The following is a 22678-nucleotide window of genomic DNA, read 5'->3' as shown; positions in this document are numbered from 1 at the left end:
ACTCCTCTATAGCGCTTGGCAAGCTGGATAAGTCGCTAATATTGCAAACTTGTCTATGCTTGAATGACTGAAAAACAACGGAAAGGGACTTTAACGTGTTTTCCTCTGAGGCTCAAACCGAATTCCCTGGCGACTGGTCCCGACTGCTGATTGAACTGGCTAAATTGCAACTGGGTTTGACCCAGGGACAGGACGTATTGCCGGCCCTGTGCCAGACCCTGGTACATGCCTCAGGGGCAGAGGCTTTGCTGATGGTGGAACGCTCAGAGTTGGGCGCCAATGATATGCCGGAATCAGTCACCTGCTGGTGTCGGGATCCGGTTATCTATTTGACGTTTTGGAGCAGTGTTAATCAATGGGCCAAAGAAGCGAGCCAACAAGAGCTTCATCAATGGCTGAAGTTTACCGTCTGGCCAATCAAAGATTCAGATCTATTGCTGTTTTTCCACTCATCTACTCCCGGTTGGTTTGAGTCTTTGGCCTCATGCCAGGCCAGTATCGGCCCCTTGGTGGGGGCTATCTATCAATGTCAGCTCAGCCGCAGTTCATCACAGTCGGCAGAGGATGAACTCTGCTTCAAGGCCGTTATAGATGGTGCCGACAGTTTATTACTGCTGTTTAGTCTCGAACCTGAGCGAGAACCCATCCTTTACGCCAACCCGGCAGCCACAGCAGTGACCTTATATGCCAACCGGGAATTGGTGGGCGCCAATTTAACCGGCCTGCTGTTTGAAGGCGAAGAAAGTGACTCCTTTAGGGAGCAGTTGCGCCGCAAGGGCAGTTATACCGGGGAACTTTGGTGTCATAAGGGCGATGGCGGCAGGGAGTTATTGCATCTCAATTGTTACTGTATTTCCCAAAGTCGGCGCATATACGCCGTTATAGGTCGCGATTACAGCGAGCAGCATCAGTTGCAGCAGGCCGTGGCCAGAACCCAGAAGATGCAGGCCATAGGGGAGTTGGTCGGTGGCATAGCCCACGACTTCAACAATATTCTCGGGGTATTGAAGGGTAACCTGGAGTTAATGCAGCTTAAAACCTCTGATCCCAAAGCTGAAAAATACCTCAATACCGCCTTTAAGGCCTGCCAACGGGGCACAGATCTGACCCGCAGACTATTGTCGTTTTCGCGCCAGGAACAGTTCAATGCCGAGCCTTGCCAGGTCAATGAGGTGATTGAAGGTTTGCAGGAGTTGTTTGCTAAGTCCTTGACCAGTCAAATAACGCTGAGTATTGAGCTGGCACCGGATAACAAACCTGTGATGCTCGACAAAGGGGACCTGGAAGACGCCTTATTGAATCTGCTGCTCAATGGTCGCGATGCTATGGAGGGCAAGGGAGAACTCAAGATACGTACCGGCAATTGCTATTTGAGTGGTTATCTACCCGGGATCGCCATAGGCAAGACCCAGGTAGAGCCCGGGCATTATGTATGGATCAGCGTGATTGATGGCGGTAGTGGTATTCCTGAAGCCTTTCAGGACAAGGTATTCGACCCGTTCTTCACCACCAAGGACAAGAGCAAGGGCACAGGTCTTGGGCTGGCCATGGTGTACGGTTTTGTTAAACGTTCCAAGGGTTATATCGCCATCCTGAACACGGGAGTTGCCGGCACTGAATTCAGATTATGGTTCCCGCAGAGTCGTAAGTTGGCGACTGAGCCACAACTCAGTGCCAATATGGGGGAATTGCCCAGAGTCAGGCGTCCGATAAAGGCGATAGTGGTGGATGATGAGCCTGAGATGCTGGAAGTGATGGCCGACTATTGCGACCTGCTGGGGATAGAGGCGGAGCTGTTCCACGACCCCATCACAGTGCTGCAACGCTACGAGCAGCAGCGTTGTGATGCCGAGCTTCTTATCACAGATGTGTTGATGCCTGGCGGTATCAACGGCTATGAACTTGCACAAAAACTCAATGTTAAACACTCACTGCTGGTGTTGCTGATCTCCGGCTTTATTCAGGACATAGGTATTTCCAGCGCCGATGAGATGCCGTTTCCGGTACTGCATAAACCCTTTGATCTGACAGGATTGATTCTGGCACTCAAGCAGGTGGGAATTAGATTTGCTGATGACAGTAAGGGAGAGTTATGGACAATTTAACTGTCTGGGTAGTGGATGATGATGTTGATTATCTGGCTTTGATAGAGGAAGTCTTACAGGATGATTACTCAGTCCAAGTGTTTGATTCGGCAGCAGCATATTTGGCGGCGTTGGAGTCGGCGACACCGGAAATTATCCTGATGGATATCAATCTGCCGGATTCCAGCGGTGTGGAGTTATGTGCTCACTTGCAATCACAGGGGCGAGAGGCGTCAGTGGTATTTGTTTCCGGTATGAATACCCTCAATGAGCGCCTCAAGGCCTATGAGGCCGGGGCGGTAGACTTTATCGCCAAACCCTTTGAGCTGAAAGAGCTGTTGGCCAAGGTACGCAGTGTGGCGCAATATCAACAGCGCAAACAGTCTCTGATGCAGGCCGAGTCCATGTCGAGAAATATGGCGTTTCAGTCCATGAGTGAATCGTCCCAATATGGCTGCGTGCTGCAATTCTTCCGCCAATGTTTTCTTTGTAACAACTACCGTGCCCTTGCCGATGCCTTTTTTGAGCTGATGACTCAGCTCAACCTCAATACCTGTCTGGAAATACGCACAGACAGCGCCGAATATTTTGTGCCGGACAATGCCCAGATAAGCCCGATAGAAGCCAATATCTTTGAACTTTTGGACAAACAGGGACGCCTGTATGACTTTGGCAACCGAACCATGTGCAATGACAAGCATGTGTCATTCTTGATCAAGAATATGCCGGTCAAGGATGAGGTGCTTTACGGCCGCCTCAGGGATGTGATTGCCGTTGTGGTCGAAGGATTGGAGGCCAGGGTATTGGACATAGAGCGCCAGCAGATGCTGCGACGGGTGATGGATAGGTTACACCTGTTGATGAAGCAGTTGGGTGATTCCATGCAGCAACAGGATCAGCGCTTCTGCGATACCTTATCGGGGATCACTACTGAAATTCGCAGCAGCTTTCATGTGCTGGACATGACAGAAGAGCAGGAGAGTTATTTTACCTCCATGGTTGAGCGACATCTGCGCGAAGCCAGCTCTGCCGGTGAAGCCTTCAATCGTATCCGTGGCTCTCTCAAAGAGATGCTGGTGATGATGGAAGAAAGCCAGGGGTGCTGAGGCGCTTGGCCCGCTTTTGGGGCAAGTAGCGTAAGGGCATTGAAGATTATACAAGGTGCTAATTTATGAATTATTGATTTAGAAGGTTATTTTCCTTGATCTTTATCATGTCCCCGGAAAACATCTATGGTTAGTATTGAGTAATATTTGGCCTGTTTACTACTATTACCTAGAAAGGCCCGACTCAAAATGGAGTGCCCTATGCTGCAAAGATTGATGAATGACCACAAGCATATTGCCATATTGCTGAAGTTGCTGAAGGGGAAATACCTGAAGCTGGCCGAAGGTGAGCACGTCAATTTTAATCTGGTACGGGATGTTGTCGAATATATGCAGGGCTATGCCGAGCACAGCCATCATCCACTCGAAGACATCATTTACGACTATTTCCTTATCAAGGAGAGCCGTACCGAGCCTACCCGGCGTCTTGAGGAAGAGCACCAAAAATTGATTGAAGCTTCATCGGCCTTGATGGCGACACTCAACCTGATCCTGAACGACGTGGTGGTGGCCAAGGAAAAACTGGTTGCTGAATTGAAGGGATATGTGGATTTGCAGGAAAAGCACATGCTGTATGAAGAGCGGGAGATCTTTCCTTTGCTTGCCAAGAGCCTGAAGGATGAAGACTGGCAGAAGATCCAAAGCATGTGTGAGTTGAAGCTGATAGAGGATCCTTTGTTCAGCAGCGATGATAACCAGCTATTCGACGAGCTGAGAAGCTATATTCAAACCGCAGACAGATAACCTTGTGGGAAGCAGACATTAAAAAAGAGCGCTTGGCGCTCTTTTTTAATGTCTCTCATATTCAGAGGAGGCTGTCGATATCATAGTCAAAACTGCTGTCTATCTCCTGTAGTTCCTTCAACAGACGATGTTTATCTTTCAGCGCTTCGATTTCACGCCATTTGCGCTTCTTGTTGGAGCTTCGAGAGCGGCTTGGTCTTTCAACGACTTCGTCTAGCGCACTACCATAATCCAAACGATCCATGGCAACCTCCTGTTGTTGTATGTTTTATCAACATTTAAATATCATACTTGGCAAACAGGGTGCAAGAAGAATGTTTCTATTTTGTTAAACTTGAGTGATGCTTTGATGATGGCGTATAGACAAGATGGCGGGCAAAAAAATACCAGCCAGTGGAGCTGGCTGGTATCTGTTGATTTACAAGGTTAACGGGCTAGATTTTTCCTTGTCTGAAGAGGTTGATCAGGGCATTGCTGGAAGCATCCAGATCCTGGCTGTTTTGCTCTGCGCCGATACGCGACAGCACTTCATTCCCCAGCGTTTTACCCAGCTCAACTCCCCATTGATCGAATGAGTTGATATCCCAGATAGCGCCCTGAACCAGGGTTCTGTGTTCGTAAAGAGCAATCAAGGCGCCCAGGGTTATTGGGGTCAGCTTGTCCATCAACAGGGTATTGCTCGGCTTGTTGCCTTCCATGACCTTATGTTTGGCAATAAGCTGTTTCTCAGCCTCTGAGAGTGGGCTGTCGGCCAGTTCGGCCAAGGCTTCATCGAAGGTTCGTCCTTGCATCAGCGCCTGGGTCTGACCAAAACAGTTGGATGCCAGCTGAGCGTGATGCTCACCGATAGGATTATGGCTTTGCAGCGGCAGGATAAAGTCTGCCGGGATCAATGCCGTACCTTGGTGCAACAGCTGGTGGTAGGCGTGTTGGCCATTGGTGCCTTCTCCGCCCCAAATAACCGGCCCTGTGCTGTAATCCACTGAATTGCCGTCCAGAGTGGCGGACTTGCCGTTACTCTCCATATCCAGCTGCTGGAAATAGGCCGGAAGCCCTCTGAGGTAGTGATCATAGGTCAACACCACGTGGGACTGGGCATTGAAGAAATTGTTGTACCATACAGAGAGCAGGCCCATGATCACCGGCATATTCTGCTCAAGAGGTCTGGATGCGAAATGTACATCCATTGCTCTGGCGCCGGCCAACAGTGCCTTGAAGTTATCCATGCCTATCAGGGCGGCTATGGGCAAACCTATGGCCGACCAGAGAGAATAGCGCCCGCCAACCCAATCCCACATGGGGAAGATGTTGTCTTCATCTATGCCAAACGCCGTTGCCTTGGCGACATTGGAGGTAATTGCCGCAAAGTGCTTGCTAATATCTTGCTGTGAACCGCCTTTGGCCAGGAACCACTCTTTGGCGCTGAGGGTGTTGGTCAGGGTTTCCTGAGTGCCAAAGGATTTTGACGACATCAGGAACAGGGTGGTTTCAGGATCCAGCTTCTTCAGTTTTTCACTGATGGCCGTGCCGTCGACATTGGCGACGAAGTGACACTGTAGCTTACCGTTCCAATAGGGACGCAGGGCCTCGGAGATAATCTTGGGGCCGAGGAAGGAACCGCCAATTCCGATGGAGACAAGATCTGTGATCTTCTTGCCGGTATAGCCGCGCCACTGACCTGAATAAAGCGCCTCGACAAAAGCCTCCATTTGCGCCAGGGTTTGCTGAACTTCAGGGACTACATTGACGCCATCGACGCGAATATCCTCATCGGCCGGCGCTCTCAGAGCTGTGTGCAACACGGCACGCTGCTCCGTAGTATTGATTGCTTCGCCGGCAAACATAGCCGCTATTTTTTGCTCAAGTCCGGCTTCACGGGCGAGTTTGAGCAGCTCCTGTAGCACGGCATCAGTGAGGCGGTTCTTGGAGTAATCCAACAGCAGTCCACAGTCTTTGAGCGACAGCTGTTCAAAGCGCTGCGCGTTTTCGGCAAAGAGTTCACGCATGTGAGGCAGGTCTGCACTCATCGCCTTAAGCGCCTGCCAGCTAGCGGATTGAGTCAAATGTGTCATGAGTTGTCCCTGATCTTCAATTTCAGCACAGACCTTGTTTAGCTCAGTTTAACCTTGAGCATGGTCTCGAGTTTGCCCTGATCTATGGCAAAGTTACGGATACCTTCAGCCAGTTTTTCCACTGCCATGGGATCTTCGTTGAACTCCCAGCGGAACTCAGCCTCGGTCAACGGCTTGGGTGGTTCTTGGGTTTCAGTGGCAGGTTGCAGCTTGGTCACTATTTGGGTGTCTGAGTTGGCCAGTTCTTCCAGCAAAGATGGGCCTATAGTCAGGCGATCACAGCCGGCGAGCTCAATGATTTCACCTGTGTTACGGAAGCTGGCACCCATAACCACTGTCTGATAACCATGCTGTTTATAGTAGTTGTAGATCTGGGTTACTGAGACCACGCCTGGATCTTCACTGGCGCTATAGTCCTTGCCGGTGTTCTTCTTGTACCAGTCGAGAATACGGCCGACGAAGGGCGAGATCAGGTAAACTCCGGCTTCGGCGCAGGCTCTGGCCTGGGCGAAACTGAACAAGAGTGTCAGGTTGCAGTTGATACCGTTTTGCTCCAGCTCTTTGGCGGCACAGATGCCTTCCCAGGTGGAAGCCAGTTTGATCAGAATGCGTGACTTATCGATACCGGCTGCTTCATAGAGCTTAACCAGCTTATAGGCCTTGGCGATGGAGCCGGCTTTATCGAATGACAGGCGGGCATCTACTTCGGTTGAAATACGCCCTGGTACCAGCTTGAGAATTTCTACCCCTATGTTGACCGCCAGCTTGTCTGCGGCGTCTTCCAGTTGTTGCTGCGGATCCTGGCTCTGAGATTTGGCCCAGGAAATAGCATCATCGATCAGTGGGGCATACTCAGGGATCTGAGAGGCTTTAAGGATCAGTGATGGGTTGGTGGTGGCATCTTGCGGATGATAGAGCTTGATCGCCTCGATGTCGCCGGTATCAGCAACTATGGTTGTAACGGATTTGAGTTGCGTGAGTGTGTTTGCCATGAAAAACATCCTTCTCAGATTGCGGCCGTTTACGCGGGGATTGCATGACGCTATTAAAAGCGATTTTGCCCTCGTTTCCAACCAGGATTGAAAAAAAATTACAAAAATGGTGAGAAATTGTCAATGAGGGCCGTTTTCGGTTAAAGGAAGTGTACTCCCATAACCGGGGGAATTCTAATGACACAAAGGCTGAAAACAAAAAAGTCGCTGCAGGGCAGCGACTTTTCCAGAAGAAGTTCAGCTTACTTCAGCAGAGCTTCTTTTTCTTTAAAGCTCATGTGAGCTTCAATACGGCGGTTAACCTTGTTGGCTTCAGCAGAAGAACCCTGCATCAGCGGCTGGCTTTCACCGTAGCCCTTGGCGTTGATACGGCTGGCATCGATGCCATACTGGTCAACCAGTACTTTGGCAACTGCGTCGGCACGTTTCTGAGACAGCCACTGGTTGTAATCGGCTTTACCAGGCAGTGATGCGTGGCCGGCGATTTCCAGATCGGCTTTAGGGTACTTGTTCATGAAGTCAGCGACTTTCTGGATTTCAGCCATAGAGTCGGCTTTCAGTACAGATGAGTTGTTATCGAACTCAGCCTTAACTTCCAGCTTCTCCAGCTTCTCAACATAGATAGAGCAACCGTTGGCGTCTACCTTGTGGTTAGCTGGTGTGTTTGGACACTGGTCCATATCGTCGTTGACACCGTCGTTGTCGCTGTCAACTGGCTCTATGACCACTGGTGCTACTGGAGCAGGCTTTGAAGTGCTGCCGAAACGGTAGCTCAGTTCAAGACCCCAGTAGTTGCTTTCCATTGCCAGAGTGTTCCACTTTTCTTCGTCGAGGTTTTCATAACGACGATACTTGGCGGCCAGTTTCAGGTTCTCTGTGATGTTGTAACCGATACCGGCACCGAAGTAAGGTGCAACACCGCTGTCACTGTAGTACTCGCTACCCCATTGTCTGTTGTTGGAAATGTGGTAGTTCATGGCACCGGCTTCAGCAGACAGGCTCCATTTGTCGGCGAAAGGCCAGAAAGCCACCAGGCCCAGAGTGGCGCCCTTGGCACCTACGTCATTGAGCTTGTTGGCATAGTCGGTCCATTCGGCACGACCCAGGTCACGATAACCCAGTTCTACACCAAAGTAATCGTTGAACAGGTAACCTGCAAACACGTCCCATGCATATGGATCGTCTTCACCACAGGTTTTCATGGTTTTCTGATCGCAGTTAGGTTCGTAGTTATTTACACCGAGGCCCGCACCCACATACCATGGGCTGAGCTCGTCTGCTGCAGATGCTGCAAAAGGCATCATAGATGCGAGCAACAATACTTTAAATGTCTTATTCATCATGTTCTCCAAGTCCATTGCTATTCAATTACCCAGATGTCCCGTATAGGAAACATGACTAGCACTTAATGTGGGATTTCCTTTAGTGTTTTAGCTAGCTGGGTCAATTATCCATTGAAAAAAAGCAATTTTCCACTTATCGACCAATAAATTTATTGTTCAAGATTTGCTCTTGGGCTTTGCTTAACAATTTAAAATAAAGAAAAAGCGCCTGTTTGAAGGCGCTTTTTTTATTTTTGGCAAACAATTTTATAACTAAATTATTTGTCTATTGTTTAGCTAAGGTTCAGCTTAACGGGTCCAAATCCAGTTCTCGATATACTCAGGATCCACACCATTGGCCTTGATATAATTTCTATGATCAACCAAGCGTTGTAACATATCTGTGGTAATCGCAACGTGGCGGGTTTCATCGATAACACCTTGCTGGAATAGTTTGTAAGCCATGTCTATTACCAGGTGATAACGGGAAGTACCGTTACGAACACCCATATCAAATGGTGTGGTGGTTGAACCTTCCTCTTCATAACCTTTAATTCTGAATCTGTGACTACCTTTGTAATCGAAGATCAGTTTTTTGATGGTGTTTGGATAACCGTGATAGTTAAATACCACACCTTTATTTTCGGTGAATATCTCATCCATCAACCAAGGTTTTTCCTGGAACTTGAGGCTACCCAGACCACTGCTGTGTAATTCAGTGACGCTGACAAAGCGGATACGCACTCTTGGCAGGAGTTCACGAATTAATACCAATGCCGCCATACACTCCTGAGTGACATAGTCACCACAGCCAGCCAGGACGACATCAGGGTTTTCATCAGAGGCAAAGTCCCAGACCATTACACCGTCTTTGGCCTGTTTACGGGCTTCATCAAGGCTCAGCCATTGAGGCAGCTCTTTCTTACCGGCGACCAGAATGTTCAGTTTGTCGCGGTCGGCGAAAGCGCGTTCTGTGTAAACCAGAGTGGTGTTGGCATCCGCAGGCAGATAAGCCGAGATAATCTTCGGATGTTTCTCAAGCATGGCGCCCAGGAAAGAAGGGTTCTGGTGAGAGTAACCGTTGTGATCCTGACGTTCCAGCAGAGAGGAAAGCACCACGTTGCAAGCCGGCAGCGGCTTACGGAAGTGAACCCCTTGGCTGGCATAGACATACTTACAGTATTGGTCGGCCATGGAAGACACTACCTGAGAGAAAGACTCATAGGTAGGGAACATGGCGTGACGGCCGGTAACTGTGTAGCCGTGCATCATGCCGAACAGCAGGTTTTCAGACAACAGCTCCATGACCCGACCATCGCGGCTCATATCTTCATCCCAGCTTTCAATCGGCCATTGCCAGGCGCGATCTGTCGCTTCGAATACGGCTTGCAGCTGGTTGGAGTAAGTTTCGTCAGGGCTAAAGATCCGCAGGTTGCGCTGATCTTTATTGAGGCGGAAGGCTTCGCGCATCCACTGACCCATTTTCAGCATGGAATAACCACGATGACCTCTTGGGACTTCGGGGCCATAGGCCAGTTTTTCCAGATCCGGATTGCTGAGGGCGCGCACCACTTCACCACCATAGCTCATCTTTTGACGGCCACAGCAGAGTTCTGCAGGGGGCAGCAGTGACTGGATGTCTTTGTCGAAGACAATCTGGTTCTGCTCATTGATAGAGTAAAGTTCAGAGAACTTGTAACTGTCGAGCCAGCCATCCAATGCGGCCAGATGACCTTTGTCGGTGGCACACTTATTGACAATTACCTGGTGAGACTCGCAGTTGCCTTCGAGTTTTTTGCCATCGTATTCGGGAACGCCGGTCCAGCCTTTGGCGGTGCGCATCAGTATCACCGGCCAACGTGGCTTGACCACATCTTCGCCGTTGCGGGCACGTTTCTGGATGTCGTTGATCATCTCATAAGCCGTATCCATCGCTTTGGTCATCTGCAGGTAGACATCTTCTTCCTGCTCGCTGTCCACTATGATGGGGTGATAACCCAGGCCTCTGAATTCAAGTTCCAGCTCTTCGTGGCTCATGCGTCCCATACGGGTTGGGCCGGAAATCTTGTAACCATTAATATGCACTATTGGCAGTATGGCACCGTTGGTGGCAGGAGAAACCAGACGGTTGGCATACCAGGAAGCAGCCAGTGGACCGGTTTCAGATTCGCCGTCACCAACGAGTACAGCGGCAATCAAGTCAGGATTATCCAGAACAGCGCCCCAAGCGACAGACAAGGAGTAGCCCAGCTCACCCCCTTCAAGAATTTGTCCGGGAGCTTCGGGGTTGGCATGCGAAGGATAGCCGTAAGCCGCGGAGAACTTGCGACAGATATCTTCAATACCGGTTTCGTTGTACGGAATGGTTTCTGGATAGAAGTGGCTGAGAGAGCCTTCAAGGAAGAGGTTAGCCTGTACAGCTGGGAAACCGTGACCTGGGCCGACCAGGTAGAGGAATGGGCGCTTGTGCTTGGTAATCAATCTGTTCACGTTGGCGTAGACAAAGTTGATCCCCGGACAGGTTCCCCAGTGACCCAAGAGCCTTGGCTTAATATCACTGTGTTGCAACGGGCGTTTGTACAATACATTGTGCTTGAGGTAAATCTGTGAGGTTGCCAGGAAGTTAGTGGCCCGGACAAATTTCTTCAGTGCACCTATCTCTTGCTTTTGGGTCATATCGTGCCTCGCTTGAGCTAGCTAAAAGTGAATCAGATTATCTTGTAGGTACTATATTTGTAGTTTTATTACAAAAATGTGTCCCGCATCCAAGTTTTGAAAGTTTGTTTAGCCGGTGGCTTTTTTCGAAAGTCTCTGTGATGCCCTTGTTATTTAGGTTATAACACTAGCTTGTTCTGGTGTTTTTATGGTGAATTTACTGTCACATGAGTGATTAAGTGTGATCTTGATCACGCGAGAATTTTAGCATCCTATGCTATTTTCTCCGCCCTCAAGCGCGGCCAGCATACCTTAGTGTATGTAGGATAATTCGAAAAGAAACTGGCCGATGCTTATCCTTTTTCATTCAGGAAGGAATCTTAACCACAAATTTGGCGTCATCCAGTCAGTGATGGGCCAGGTTTGCCACGGGAAAGCTTACAATTATGATAATAGAAACTATCGAAACCATAGTCGGTTTTTTGAACTCTCTTCTTTGGGGAAAACTATTGGTTTATGCCCTGGTGGGGGCCGGCCTGTACTTTACCCTGAGGTTGTTGTTCATTCAGCTTACTCACCTGGGGCATTCTGCCAAGGTGATGGCAACCAGTAGACAGGGCTGTGAAAGTGGTTTGTCTTCATTTCAGGTGTTTTGCACCAGCATGGCCGCCAGGGTCGGGGCCGGTAATATGGCCGGTGTGGCGGTTGCCATAGGGGCTGGTGGCCCTGGAGCCGTATTCTGGATGTGGCTCATTGCCCTTCTGGGTATGGCCACGGCTATGATTGAGTCGACTCTGGCTCAGATCTATAAAGTAAAAGATAAAGATGGCCAGTTTCGTGGTGGTCCCTCCTATTATATGGAACGGGGACTGGGACAACGCTGGATGGGGATTCTTTTCTCCGTGTTTCTGATCATCGCCTTCGGCTTGGTATTTAATGCGGTGCAGTCCAATACCATAGCCGGTGCTCTGGAGATCGTGTTTGATGTAAAAGAGGCCTACTGGTTTGATGTAAAAGCCAGTTATTGGATAGGTATTTTCCTGGTGCTGGCCAGCAGTGTGGTGATCATGGGGGGGCTGCGTAAGGTTGCGCGGGTCTCCGAGGTGGTTGTGCCTATTATGGCTTTTGCCTATATCCTGATCGCCATGGTCGTTGTCGGCATGAATATTGAGCAACTGCCGACCATTATTGAACTGATAGTCAACAGTGCCTTCGGCTGGCAGGAAGCGGCCGCAGGGGGAGTCGCTTATACTGTGGCTCAGGCGATGCAGTCCGGGGTTGCCCGCGGTCTGTTCTCCAACGAGGCCGGTATGGGTAGTGCCGCCAATGTGGCTGCCAGCGCGTCGCCAACGCCTAACCATCCAGCATCTCAAGGTTTTGTACAGATGATAGGTGTGTTTATGGACACTATCGTTATCTGTAGTGCTACTGCTGCCATCATATTGCTGGCCGGTGATCTCAGCAGTGTCAACGTCAGCGAGGGAGACAAGGGGATTCAACTGACCATAGCTGCTTTGACCAACCATGTTGGTGATTGGGGCGGCCTGTTTGTGGCCTTTGCCATCTTGCTATTCTGTTTCACTTCCATTATCGCCAACTACTCTTACGCTGAAACCAATGTGCTGTTCCTTTCCAATAACAGCCGCAAGGTACTGCCCCTGTTCCGCTTGTGTGTACTCGGCATGGTGATGTTTGGCGCTGTTGCCAAGATCCAGCTGGTGTGGGATATGGCAGACTTGTCCATGGGGTTGATGGCCACTGTCAATATCATCGCCTTGGTATTGCTTTCCGGTGTTGCCATGCGGGTGATCAACGACTACCGTGATAAGTTGAGCGAAGGCAAAGAGCCTGTGTTTGACAAGAGCCAATTCCCAGAGCTTGAAGGCCATATCGAAGAGGGTATCTGGACCGGTGAACCTGTGGTTCGCAGTGACAAAGGCCTGTAACTGAATCCGGCCCCAGATTGGGGCCATCGAAAAAACCACGCCATCAGTGCGTGGTTTTTTTATTTCCTGCCAGTATCATAGGTAAATCTATATGAATAAGACGGAGTGAATATGCTGATTTTGGTTTCACCGGCCAAGACCCTGGATTATGACAACCCTGCGGCGGTATCTGAATACAGCCTGCCACAGTTTCTTGAGCACAGCAGCGAGCTTATTCAGGTTTGTCGGGATCTGACTCCAGCCAATATTGCTTCTTTGATGAAAGTCAGTGACAAAATTGCCGGCTTGAATGCTGCCAGATTCGCCGAGTGGCAACCTGATTTCACCCCGGAGAATGCCAAACAGGCACTCTATGCCTTCCGTGGTGACGTATACACAGGTCTGGATGCTGACAGCCTTGCCCCGGAAACAGTTGCTCGGGCTCAGCAGCATCTGCGTATTTTGTCAGGTCTCTATGGCCTCTTGAGGCCTCTGGACTTGATGCAAGCCTATCGGCTGGAAATGGGCACCTCCTTGGCCAATCCCAGGGGCAATAACCTGTACGCCTTCTGGGGGGATATCATCACAGATGCCATTAATCAGGCATTGGCTCAGCAAGGGGATGATATTGTAGTGAATTTGGCGTCCAACGAGTACTTCAAGGCGGTTAAAACCAAGCAGGTTGACGGGCGTATCATTACGCCTGTGTTCAAGGACTGCAAAAAAGGTCAGTACAAGGTGATAAGCTTCTATGCCAAGAAGGCCAGAGGCATGATGGCTCGTTACCTATTGGAGCAAGAGGAACAGAGTCTGGAGCGGTTAAGGGCATTCAACAGCGCCGGCTATTATTACAGTGAAGCCGAGTCCAGCACTGATAATCCAGTGTTCCTGCGGGAAGAACAGAGCTGATAGTGTTTCCTGTATATAAAGATAAGAAAGCCGTTCATTATTGAACGGCTTTCTATATAGAAGGCGGCAGTGATTTACTGTTTGGCAGGCAGTGGCCGCAGTTCCAGTTCAGACTGTGCCATCAAATAGGCGAACTGGGCATAGGCCGCAATGTTTTGTGCCAGCGCCTTAGGAGCTATCTTGTCCAGGGTATCGTTGGGGGTATGGTGGTAGTCGAAGTAATCGGTACCATCCTGGCGCAGGGAGGCGACAGGCACGCCACTGGCCGGCAGCATGGAAACATCCGGGCCACCATAGGCGCTGTTGTCACCGGCGGCAACGCCGTTTCGCTGCATCACCTGGGTCAGTTGCTGTAGTTTGGGCAGCACTTGGTCATTGACCTGAAAGTCAATGCGGTAGATAGGGCCAGCCCCGAAATCGGATTCGGCGGCGATATAGTGTTTATCCAGCTCTGCAGCGTGGGCTTTGGCATAAGCCTTACCACCAACCAAGCCTATCTCTTCGGCCGCATAAAGCACGACACGTACTGTGCGTGCAGGTTTTACAGGTAAATCCTGGATAAGCTTCCCGGCCGCAGTGACAATCGCGACTCCGGCACCGTCATCTATGGCCCCTGTACCTTCATCCCAGGAGTCCAGATGAGCCCCTATCAGCACGATTTCATCTGGCTTGCTGCTGCCGGTGACTTCGGCGATGACGTTATAGGAAATGGCGCTGCCCTTGTTCTCGGGTGACATCTTTAACGTGAGAGTTATATCTGCAGAGCGCTTGAGCATGGCATTGACAAGATCGGCATCCGGCGCCGACATGGCCGCAGCCGGGATCCGCTTCAAGCCTTCTTCATAGCGCATGGTACCTGTGTGAGCCATACGGTCATGATCTGTACCTATCGAACGGATAACTATTGCCAAGGCTCCTTTACGCGCCGCCTCTATGGCGCCTCTTGAGCGGCCACCTACGCTCTTGCCGTAACCTTTACCTGTCTTGTGGCGCTCGGTTTTCTGATCGATAAAGACAATTTTCCCGGCAACATCATCAGGATTGGCTTCTTTAAGTGCAGCCAGGCTGTCAAAGCGGACTATCTTGGCCGTAATGCCCTCTGCCGGGGTGGCAACGCTGCCGCCTAAGGCCGTGATGACCAGAGGCTGTTGGAAGGGGGCCACTATGCTGGCGCTGGCTTCACCGCGCTCCCACACTGGGACTTCCACCGCTTCCTTATAGACACGGTCAAAACCCAGTGACTGTAGCTTTTTCTCCGCCCAGGCAACCGCCATGGCGTCTTTTGGGCTACCGGCCAGGCGAGGGCCGACTTCCACTGTTAAAGATTCCACAATTTGAAAGCCGAGGTCAGAATCTAGGGCTTTTTGCTGCAATGATTCAGCAAGCAGTTGATTTGTATTGGAAGGAGAGGGGGATTGACAACCAATAAGTGAAGAAATCAACAGTGGGAGTAACAGGGCGGTTCGATAGTTTTTCATGTGTTTCCTTTGTTTTTATTAGGTATGTCCCATTTTTGAAAACAATCTAACAAAAAGTGTGCTTTATGTCCCGACTATCTCCGTAAGGCAAGGCTATATTAGGGACGGAGTTTGTATTAGGAGAATAGGCTCGTCATGAATATTGAGTTGATGCAGCAGCGAGCGGACCATGCCGTCGTATTATTGAAGGCGCTGGCCAATGAGAGGCGTTTATTTATTCTGTGCTATCTCCTGAGTGAGGGAGAGATGTGCGTTGGGGAAATGAACAAGAAACTGGGATTGAGTCAGTCGGCTTTGTCTCAGCATCTGGCTTGGTTGCGGAAAGACAATCTGGTGGCAACCCGCAAAGAAGCCCAGACAGTGTACTATTCGCTCAAGAGTGAAGAAGTGCGCGAAATCATCAAGCTGTTGAATAACATCTATTGTCATTGATGTTATTGAATTTCAGATATAAAAAAACCGGCAAATGCCGGTTTTTTTTATGCTGGTATCGAATTAAGCAGCCAGTGCTTTGATACGAGCGTTCAGACGAGCCTTATGACGGGCAGCCTTGTTCTTGTGGATCAGGCCTTTGGTTGCCATACGGTCAAGAATGGGTTGTGCAACAGCGAAAGCTTCAGTAGCCGCTTTGTGATCGCCAGCTTTGATAGCAGCGATAACTTTTTTCACGTAGGTACGCAACATAGAGCGACGGCTAGCGTTGTGTTGACGACGCTTTTCTGATTGAAGCGCGCGCTTCTTTGCAGTCTTGCTATTAGCCAAGGTGCAACTCCTAAAAACTGGATTTGATACTTTTAAAGGCCGAGGAGAATGCCCGGTTTTCGCCACTTTGTCAATGACAATGATTGAATATCCATCATAAAGATAAATTAATCCAACCTGATTTGGCTATCCTCAACCCAACTCGTGTAAGATGTGGCGCAATTCTACCAGCAATTGCTGGCATGTGACAGAGCTTAAGTGGAATTTTTGAGACTTGTCGCCGTTTATGGCGGCTTGAGTCTTCTGGGGGAATATTTGAGCAAAAAATTGGTACGGTCCGGCGCCATTGTCAGCGTCATGACCTTGATTTCTCGTGTGCTGGGATTAGTACGGGATGTGGTAGTCGCCAACTTGATGGGCGCGGGCAGCAGTGCCGATGTGTTCTTTTTTGCCAACAAGATCCCTAACTTTTTGCGGCGCTTGTTTGCTGAAGGTGCCTTTGCTCAGGCTTTTGTACCTGTATTGACTCAGTATCAGGAGAAAGAGTCCAGCGAAGAGGTCAAACTCTTATTATCAAAGGTTGCCGGTACCTTGGGGTTATTGGTAACAGTCGTGACCCTGATAGGGGTTCTGGCTTCGCCAATATTGACCGCTTTGTTCGGAGCCGGCTGGTTTATGGCCTGGGTCAATGACGAGCCTGACGGTGCCAAGTTTGAACTGGCCTCGTTAATGCTGAAGATCACCTTTCCCTATCTATGGTTTATCACTTTCACCGCCTTGGCCGGCTCGATTCTCAATACCCGGGGCCGCTTTGCCGTTTCAGCCTTTACCCCGGTATTTCTCAATGTTGCCATTATCGCCGCTGCCCTATGGTTGAGCCCCACCCTGGATAAGCCTGAAATAGGTTTGGCCTGGGGGGTATTCTTCGGTGGTGTGATTCAGTTTTTGTTTCAAATTCCTTTTCTGCTGCAGGAAAAAGCCCTGGTCCGGCCCTCATGGGGCTGGAATCATCCGGGAGTGGTCAAAATCCGTACTCTGATGATCCCGGCACTGTTTGGGGTATCTGTGTCGCAAATTAACCTGATGCTGGATACCTTTATTGCCAGTTTCCTGGTCACAGGTTCTATCAGTTGGCTCTATTATTCAGACCGTTTGTTGGAGTTTCCGCTGGGATTATTTGGTATTGCCATCGCCACTGTTATTTTACCTGCTCTATCCAAAAACCATGTCAATGCCGAGGGTGAGGGCTTTGGTCGCACCATGGATTGGGGGATTCGTGCCATTATGCTGCTGGGTTTACCGGCCATGATGGGGCTGATTGTATTGGCTCAGCCGATGTTGATGGTGCTTTTTATGCGTGGCGCCTTTAGCATCAGTGACGTGGAAATGGCTTCCTATTCTCTGGTGGCCTACGGCACAGGTTTGTTGAGTTTTATGCTGATCAAGGTACTGGCGCCCGGATATTATGCCCGTCAGGACACCAAGACACCTGTGCGTTATGGCATCATTGCTATGGTTAGCAACATGGGTTTCAATATTATTTTTGCCGTGCCATTTGGATATGTGGGGCTGGCGATCGCCACTTCTCTGTCTGCTTTACTCAACGCTTCCCTGTTATATCGCGGTTTGCATCTGGCCGGTGTTTATCGAGTCAGCAAACAAACAATCATCTTTTTTATCAAGGCATTACTTGCTACTGTCGTGATGGTGGCCCTATTGCTCTACTTTTCTCCAGAGCAGGCGCAATGGCTTGGCTGGTCGTTTGTTGAGCGAATCAGCCATCTGTTTGCCCTGATCTTAGGCGGCGCTCTGGGGTATTTTATTGCACTGGTGCTGCTTGGGATCCGTCCATGGCGGCTCAAAGCCCGGAACTGAGGGCTGATTCTGCTGCCGAGCTGTTATATAATCCGCCAATTTACGTTTAAGCGGTCGTTGATTTCATGGAACTGATTCGCGGAATACACAATATATTGCCGGCCCATCGCGGTTGTGTGCTCACCATAGGTAACTTCGATGGTGTGCACAGGGGCCATGCCGAAGTGATAGCCAATCTGGTCAAGAAGGCACGTCACTTTGGTTTACCGGCCACCCTGATGACATTTGAGCCGCAACCGCAGGAACTGTTTCGCGGCCAGGATGCCCCTGCGCGGTTGAGCCTGCTTCGCGACAAGGTCAAACTGCTTGCTGAACTTGGAATAGACAGGCTTGTGTGTGTCAATTTCAATCAAAAGTTTGCCCAAGTGCCGGCCAAGGAGTTTGTCGAAGAGCTGCTGGTGCGTAAACTTGGGGTCAAGTATCTGGTAGTCGGTGACGATTTCTGTTTTGGACGGGCTCGTCAGGGCAATTTTGAGCTGCTTCGCTCTGCTGGTGAACAGCACGGTTTTGCGGTAGTCAGTACCCAAAGCTTTTTGGTTGGCGATCACAGGGTCAGTTCCACCATGGTCAGAGATGCGCTGGCCAAGGGCAATCTTGAGCAGGCCAGACGTTTATTGGGACATCCCTATACTCTCAGTGGTAAGGTGGCCCATGGGAAAAAGCTGGGCCGGACGCTGGGGTTTCCCACTGCCAATATCGCCATGAAGCGCAAGGTGGTTCCTGTGAGGGGCGTATTTGCGGTCAGGCTCTGGTGGGATGGCAGTGAGCAATACGATGGTGTTGCCAATGTGGGTTTTCGCCCCACGGTTCAGGGACAAAACTGCCAGTTGGAAGTGCACCTGTTTGACTTTGAAGGTGACCTTTACGGGCGTAAAGTAGAAGTGGAATTAGTGGCCAAGATCCGTGACGAGAAACCGTTCGAGTCCCTTGAGGCACTTAAGAAACAAATAATGAATGACGCTGATGAGGCTCGCGCCTTACTCAGCAATGAAGCAGGCTGAGCTCTCTTAGCTAAATTAATGGTATAGGATCAATGAGCGACTATAAATCAACTTTGAATTTGCCGGAAACCGAGTTTCCGATGCGTGGTAATTTGGCAAATCGCGAGCCAGAGATGTTGAAACGCTGGACCGAGGAGAATCTGTACCAACAGATCCGTGATAGCCGTATTGGCCGCAAGCTGTTCATTCTGCACGATGGCCCTCCATATGCGAATGGCGATATTCATATTGGTCACTCAGTTAACAAGATCCTCAAAGATATTATTATCAAGTCCAAGACCTTGTCAGGATTTGATGCGCCTTACGTGCCAGGTTGGGACTGCCATGGTCTGCCGATTGAACTTAAGGTAGAACAGAAAGTCGGTAAGCCAGGGCAGAAAATCTCTGCTGCCGAGTTTCGTGACGAGTGCCGTAAGTATGCCGCCAAACAGGTGGATGGCCAGCGCAATGACTTTATCCGTCTCGGCGTGCTCGGTGACTGGTTTAAACCTTACCTGACCATGGATTTCAGCACTGAGGCCAACATCATTCGCTCATTGGCCAAAGTGATTGACAACGGCCACCTGCACAAAGGGGTTAAGCCGGTGCATTGGTGTACCGACTGTGGTTCTGCCCTGGCCGAAGCCGAAGTGGAATATGAAGACAAGACTTCACCGGCTATAGACGTGGCTTTTACCGCTGTGGACAAGACTAAAGTTTTGGCCGTTTTCGGGGTTACTGAGTATCAAGCGCCAGTTTCCATGGTTATCTGGACTACCACTCCCTGGACCTTACCTGCCAACCGCGCGCTGTCTCTGAGCCCGGATTTGGACTATGTGCTGGTGGAGATTGAGTCTGAAGACGGCGCCAAGCAAGCTGTTATTCTGGCGGAAGCCCTGGTGGAAAGCTGTATCACTCGTTATGGCGTCAAGAGCCATCAGATCCTTGGTCGTGCCAAAGGTGCCGAGCTTGAGTTGATGCAGTTCCAGCACCCTTTCTATGATTTCAGTGTGCCGGCGATTCTTGGCGATCATGTGACCACCGAATCCGGTACCGGTGTGGTACACACAGCACCTGGACACGGTCAGGACGACTTTGTGGTTGGCCAGAAGTACGGTCTGGAAGTGGCTAATCCTGTGGGTGATAACGGCGTTTACAAGGCGGATACCCCGCTGTTTGCCGGCAAACACGTGTTCAAGGCCAATGATGAAATTGTGGCGCTGCTGCAGGAAAAAGATGTCTTGCTGCACCGTGAAGCCTATCGTCACAGCTATCCACACTGCTGGCGCCACAAGACTCCTATTATTTTCCGCGCCACACCGCAGTGGTTTATCTCCATGGATAACAAAGGACTGCGTGCTCAAGCCATGGGTGAAATCGAGCAAACCCAGTGGATCCCTGATTGGGGACAGAGCCGGATTGAGAAGATGGTCGAGAATCGTCCTGACTGGTGTATCTCGCGCCAGCGTACCTGGGGCGTGCCTATCACTCTGTTTGTTCACAAGGAAACCGAAGAGCTGCATCCAGATAGCGTGGCCTTGATGGAGCGTGTTGCTCATCGCATTGAGCAGCAGGGCATTCAAGCCTGGTGGGATCTGGACGAGTCTGAGCTCCTGGGTGAAGATGCAGCACAGTACCGCAAGGTGACCGACACTCTGGATGTTTGGTATGACTCAGGTTCTACCTTCTCCTCAGTGGTTGCCGCCCGCCCTGAATTCCAGGGGCAGGGAATTGACCTCTATCTGGAAGGCTCTGATCAGCACCGTGGTTGGTTTATGTCATCACTGATGATTTCAACCGCCATGAACGGCAAGGCACCTTACAAGCAGGTATTGACCCACGGCTTTACCGTGGATGGCAAGGGCCGCAAGATGTCCAAGTCTATCGGCAATGTGATTGCACCACAGCAGGTAACCAACAAACTGGGCGCCGATATTCTGCGTCTGTGGGTGGCTTCTACCGACTACAGCGGTGAAATGACGGTATCCGATGAGATCCTCAACCGTAGCGCCGATGCTTATCGCCGTATCCGTAACACAGCCCGCTTCCTGCTGGCCAACCTGAGCGGTTTTGAGCCAGAGACAGACATGATCGCCATCGAAGACATGGTGGCGCTGGATCGCTGGGTGGTGCGCCGCGCCGCCAAGCTGCAGGAAGAGTTGTTGGAAGCCTATGATGCTTACAACTTCCACATAGTGACCCAGAAGCTGATGCAATTCTGCTCGGTTGAATTGGGCAGCTTCTATCTGGATATCATCAAGGACAGGCAGTACACCGCCAAGCGTGATGGTCACGCCCGTCGCAGTTGTCAGTCGGCTCTGTATCTGATTGCCGAAGCCATGGTGCGTTGGGTTGCCCCTATCCTCAGCTTCACTGCCGATGAAATCTGGCAGTTGCTGCCGGGTAAGCGCGACGCCTATGTGTTTACTCAGGAATGGTTCCAGGGCCTCAAGGCCGTACAGCTGGACTCAGATCTGAGTGATGAATACTGGGCTCAGTTGCTGCAGGTTCGTGATGAAGTCAACAAGGCTCTGGAACAGGGCCGCCGCGATAAACTAATCGGCGGCGCGCTGGAAGCCGAGGTAACTCTGTTTGCCGATGCGGCGCTGACCGAAGCTCTGGCCAAACTGGGTGACGAGCTGCGCTTTGTGCTGCTGACCTCCAAAGCCGTGGTTAAGCCGCTTGGCGATGCGCCTGCCGATGCCCGTGAAACTGAGCTGGCATCACTTAAGCTCAGCGTCGCCAAGTCCGAAGCGGCCAAGTGTGACCGCTGCTGGCACCACAGAGAAGACGTTGGCCAGATCGCCGAGCATCCACTGCTGTGTGGCCGCTGTGTGACCAATATCGAAGGAGAAGGTGAACAGCGCCTGTTCGCCTGAGGATAATAAACATGCCCGCAGACTGGAAACAAAGTGGCCTGCGCTGGTATTGGGTGGCTGTGTTGGCCTTTTTGGCTGACCAGCTGTCCAAACAGTGGGTATTGGGTAACTTCAAGCTGTATGAATCGGTGCAGCTGTTGCCTTTCTTTAATCTAACCTATGTGCGCAACTACGGCGCCGCCTTCAGCTTCCTCAGCGATGCCGGCGGTTGGCAGCGTTGGTTATTTACCGCCGTCGCTGTCGGTTTCAGTGTGTTGCTGACCGTTTGGCTCAGACGGCAATCGGCCGGATTGTGGCGCCTCAACCTGGCTTACACCCTGGTAATAGGCGGCGCCCTGGGAAATCTTGTCGATCGCCTGATGCACGGTTTTGTGGTGGACTTCCTCGATTTCTACTGGAAAACCAGTCACTACCCGGCATTCAATATCGCTGACTCGGCTATCTGTGTTGGCGCAGTCCTGATCATCTGGGATTCATTTTTCGGCGGTGACAAGGCCGCAGCCAAGCAGAATGAAGCCAAGGAGTAACACAGATGTCTGATGTGAAATCCCTCTTGTGTCACCTGAATATACTGCTGGAAGACGGCTCGACCGCCGACAGCACCAAAGCCTCCGGTAAACCCGCCCGGCTCAATATCGGTGACGGCAGCCTGAGCCCGGCGTTTGAGGCTGAGCTTCTTAAGCTGAAAACCGGCGACAATCACAGCTTTACCTTGGCCCCTGCCGATGCTTTCGGCGAGTCCAATCCCGATGCCATTCATCACTTGGATCGCAGCCGATTCCCGGCAGATATGACGCTGGAACCCGGCGTTATCGTCAGTTTCGCCGGCCCTGGCGGCAGTGAAATACCCGGAATTGTCAGGGAGATAGCCGGTGATTCTGTCACAGTGGATCTGAACCATCCGCTGGCGGGCCACCAGGTGACATTTGAACTGGAAGTATTGCAGGAGCTTTGA

At 50.7% G+C, this 22678-nt stretch carries 18 protein-coding genes; 11 read left to right on the top strand and 7 right to left on the bottom strand.

What is annotated here, in order from left to right:
- Positions 1-95 precede the first annotated feature (95 nt).
- From ACWAU4_RS15875 to ACWAU4_RS15865, 3 genes are all read left to right on the top strand, one after another.
- Positions 96-2105, top strand: a complete 2010-nt coding sequence (locus tag ACWAU4_RS15875; RefSeq protein ID WP_243756790.1) for an ATP-binding protein — start codon at positions 96-98, stop codon at positions 2103-2105.
- Positions 2093-3190 carry a response regulator transcription factor gene (locus tag ACWAU4_RS15870; protein ID WP_093982536.1) on the top strand — a complete coding sequence of 366 codons (1098 nt, stop codon included), beginning with the start codon at positions 2093-2095 and terminating at the stop codon, positions 3188-3190. The genes ACWAU4_RS15875 and ACWAU4_RS15870 overlap by 13 nt, the downstream gene beginning before the upstream one ends.
- A 201-nt stretch (positions 3191-3391) precedes the next feature.
- A complete protein-coding gene (locus ACWAU4_RS15865; protein WP_025010584.1) occupies positions 3392-3934 on the top strand; it encodes a hemerythrin domain-containing protein in 543 nt (180 codons plus the stop codon).
- A gap of 61 nt (positions 3935-3995) precedes the next feature.
- Here the strand turns inward: ACWAU4_RS15865 and ACWAU4_RS15860 are convergent, their stop codons facing one another.
- The 5 genes from ACWAU4_RS15860 to ACWAU4_RS15840 all read right to left on the bottom strand — a co-directional run bounded on the left by ACWAU4_RS15860 (position 3996) and on the right by ACWAU4_RS15840 (position 10996).
- Positions 3996-4178 carry a DUF3545 family protein gene (locus ACWAU4_RS15860; protein ID WP_025010585.1) on the bottom strand — a complete coding sequence of 61 codons (183 nt, stop codon included), beginning with the start codon at positions 4176-4178 and terminating at the stop codon, positions 3996-3998.
- Positions 4179-4368: 190 nt separating this feature from the next.
- A complete protein-coding gene (gene pgi / locus ACWAU4_RS15855; protein ID WP_208124972.1) occupies positions 4369-6006 on the bottom strand; it encodes a glucose-6-phosphate isomerase in 1638 nt (545 codons plus the stop codon).
- A 38-nt stretch (positions 6007-6044) separates the two neighbouring features.
- Positions 6045-6998 (bottom strand): transaldolase, encoded by a 954-nt coding sequence (gene tal, locus ACWAU4_RS15850; RefSeq protein ID WP_144191141.1) that lies wholly within the window; start codon positions 6996-6998, stop codon positions 6045-6047.
- A 242-nt stretch (positions 6999-7240) separates the two neighbouring features.
- Positions 7241-8341: an OmpA family protein gene (locus ACWAU4_RS15845; RefSeq protein ID WP_025010588.1), complete on the bottom strand. Its 1101-nt coding sequence runs from the start codon at positions 8339-8341 to the stop codon at positions 7241-7243.
- 288 nt (positions 8342-8629) lie between these two features.
- Entirely contained in the window at positions 8630-10996 is a 2367-nt protein-coding gene (locus ACWAU4_RS15840; RefSeq protein ID WP_045283541.1) for a phosphoketolase family protein, read from the bottom strand.
- A gap of 425 nt (positions 10997-11421) precedes the next feature.
- On the opposite strand from ACWAU4_RS15840, the gene ACWAU4_RS15835 reads away from it, so the two are divergent.
- A complete protein-coding gene (locus ACWAU4_RS15835) occupies positions 11422-12921 on the top strand; it encodes an alanine/glycine:cation symporter family protein (protein ID WP_208124971.1) in 1500 nt (499 codons plus the stop codon).
- Between the two features lie 111 nt (positions 12922-13032).
- Positions 13033-13809: a peroxide stress protein YaaA gene (gene yaaA, locus ACWAU4_RS15830; protein ID WP_025887206.1), complete on the top strand. Its 777-nt coding sequence runs from the start codon at positions 13033-13035 to the stop codon at positions 13807-13809.
- A gap of 74 nt (positions 13810-13883) precedes the next feature.
- On the opposite strand, the gene ACWAU4_RS15825 is transcribed toward yaaA, so the two are convergent.
- Positions 13884-15287, bottom strand: a complete 1404-nt coding sequence (locus ACWAU4_RS15825) for a M28 family metallopeptidase (RefSeq protein ID WP_208124970.1) — start codon at positions 15285-15287, stop codon at positions 13884-13886.
- 135 nt (positions 15288-15422) lie between these two features.
- Between ACWAU4_RS15825 and ACWAU4_RS15820 the strand changes: the two genes are divergently transcribed.
- A complete protein-coding gene (locus tag ACWAU4_RS15820; RefSeq protein WP_025011907.1) occupies positions 15423-15719 on the top strand; it encodes an ArsR/SmtB family transcription factor in 297 nt (98 codons plus the stop codon).
- Positions 15720-15782: 63 nt separating this feature from the next.
- On the opposite strand, the gene rpsT is transcribed toward ACWAU4_RS15820, so the two are convergent.
- Positions 15783-16049 carry a 30S ribosomal protein S20 gene (gene rpsT, locus ACWAU4_RS15815; protein ID WP_025011908.1) on the bottom strand — a complete coding sequence of 89 codons (267 nt, stop codon included), beginning with the start codon at positions 16047-16049 and terminating at the stop codon, positions 15783-15785.
- Positions 16050-16304: 255 nt separating this feature from the next.
- On the opposite strand from rpsT, the gene murJ reads away from it, so the two are divergent.
- The 5 genes from murJ (at position 16305) to fkpB (ending at position 22678) form a co-directional block, all read left to right on the top strand.
- Positions 16305-17864, top strand: a complete 1560-nt coding sequence (gene murJ / locus ACWAU4_RS15810; RefSeq protein ID WP_101059508.1) for a murein biosynthesis integral membrane protein MurJ — start codon at positions 16305-16307, stop codon at positions 17862-17864.
- 65 nt (positions 17865-17929) lie between these two features.
- A complete protein-coding gene (gene ribF / locus ACWAU4_RS15805; protein WP_028779808.1) occupies positions 17930-18865 on the top strand; it encodes a bifunctional riboflavin kinase/FAD synthetase in 936 nt (311 codons plus the stop codon).
- 32 nt (positions 18866-18897) lie between these two features.
- Positions 18898-21723, top strand: a complete 2826-nt coding sequence (gene ileS, locus ACWAU4_RS15800; RefSeq protein ID WP_208124969.1) for an isoleucine--tRNA ligase — start codon at positions 18898-18900, stop codon at positions 21721-21723.
- Positions 21724-21734: 11 nt separating this feature from the next.
- A complete protein-coding gene (gene lspA / locus ACWAU4_RS15795) occupies positions 21735-22250 on the top strand; it encodes a signal peptidase II (RefSeq protein WP_025011911.1) in 516 nt (171 codons plus the stop codon).
- A 5-nt stretch (positions 22251-22255) separates the two neighbouring features.
- Positions 22256-22678 (top strand): FKBP-type peptidyl-prolyl cis-trans isomerase, encoded by a 423-nt coding sequence (gene fkpB, locus ACWAU4_RS15790; RefSeq protein ID WP_025887209.1) that lies wholly within the window; start codon positions 22256-22258, stop codon positions 22676-22678.

This window comes from Shewanella sp. FeAMO (assembly GCF_053653955.1).
This window is presented reverse-complemented; position numbering and strand designations above follow the sequence as displayed.

What these genes read in the sequence shown, in the direction of transcription:
- lspA (WP_025011911.1), top strand. Translation starts at nt 21,735, where the DNA reads ATGCCCGCAGACTGGAAACAAAGTGGCCTGCGCTGGTATTGGGTGGCT.
- ACWAU4_RS15835 (WP_208124971.1), top strand. Translation starts at nt 11,422, where the DNA reads ATGATAATAGAAACTATCGAAACCATAGTCGGTTTTTTGAACTCTCTT.
- tal (WP_144191141.1), bottom strand. Translation starts at nt 6,998, where the DNA reads ATGGCAAACACACTCACGCAACTCAAATCCGTTACAACCATAGTTGCT.
- ribF (WP_028779808.1), top strand. Translation starts at nt 17,930, where the DNA reads ATGGAACTGATTCGCGGAATACACAATATATTGCCGGCCCATCGCGGT.
- ileS (WP_208124969.1), top strand. Translation starts at nt 18,898, where the DNA reads ATGAGCGACTATAAATCAACTTTGAATTTGCCGGAAACCGAGTTTCCG.
- ACWAU4_RS15860 (WP_025010585.1), bottom strand. Translation starts at nt 4,178, where the DNA reads ATGGATCGTTTGGATTATGGTAGTGCGCTAGACGAAGTCGTTGAAAGA.
- ACWAU4_RS15825 (WP_208124970.1), bottom strand. Translation starts at nt 15,287, where the DNA reads ATGAAAAACTATCGAACCGCCCTGTTACTCCCACTGTTGATTTCTTCA.
- ACWAU4_RS15870 (WP_093982536.1), top strand. Translation starts at nt 2,093, where the DNA reads ATGGACAATTTAACTGTCTGGGTAGTGGATGATGATGTTGATTATCTG.
- fkpB (WP_025887209.1), top strand. Translation starts at nt 22,256, where the DNA reads ATGTCTGATGTGAAATCCCTCTTGTGTCACCTGAATATACTGCTGGAA.
- ACWAU4_RS15865 (WP_025010584.1), top strand. Translation starts at nt 3,392, where the DNA reads ATGCTGCAAAGATTGATGAATGACCACAAGCATATTGCCATATTGCTG.
- ACWAU4_RS15840 (WP_045283541.1), bottom strand. Translation starts at nt 10,996, where the DNA reads ATGACCCAAAAGCAAGAGATAGGTGCACTGAAGAAATTTGTCCGGGCC.
- ACWAU4_RS15820 (WP_025011907.1), top strand. Translation starts at nt 15,423, where the DNA reads ATGAATATTGAGTTGATGCAGCAGCGAGCGGACCATGCCGTCGTATTA.
- yaaA (WP_025887206.1), top strand. Translation starts at nt 13,033, where the DNA reads ATGCTGATTTTGGTTTCACCGGCCAAGACCCTGGATTATGACAACCCT.
- ACWAU4_RS15845 (WP_025010588.1), bottom strand. Translation starts at nt 8,341, where the DNA reads ATGATGAATAAGACATTTAAAGTATTGTTGCTCGCATCTATGATGCCT.
- pgi (WP_208124972.1), bottom strand. Translation starts at nt 6,006, where the DNA reads ATGACACATTTGACTCAATCCGCTAGCTGGCAGGCGCTTAAGGCGATG.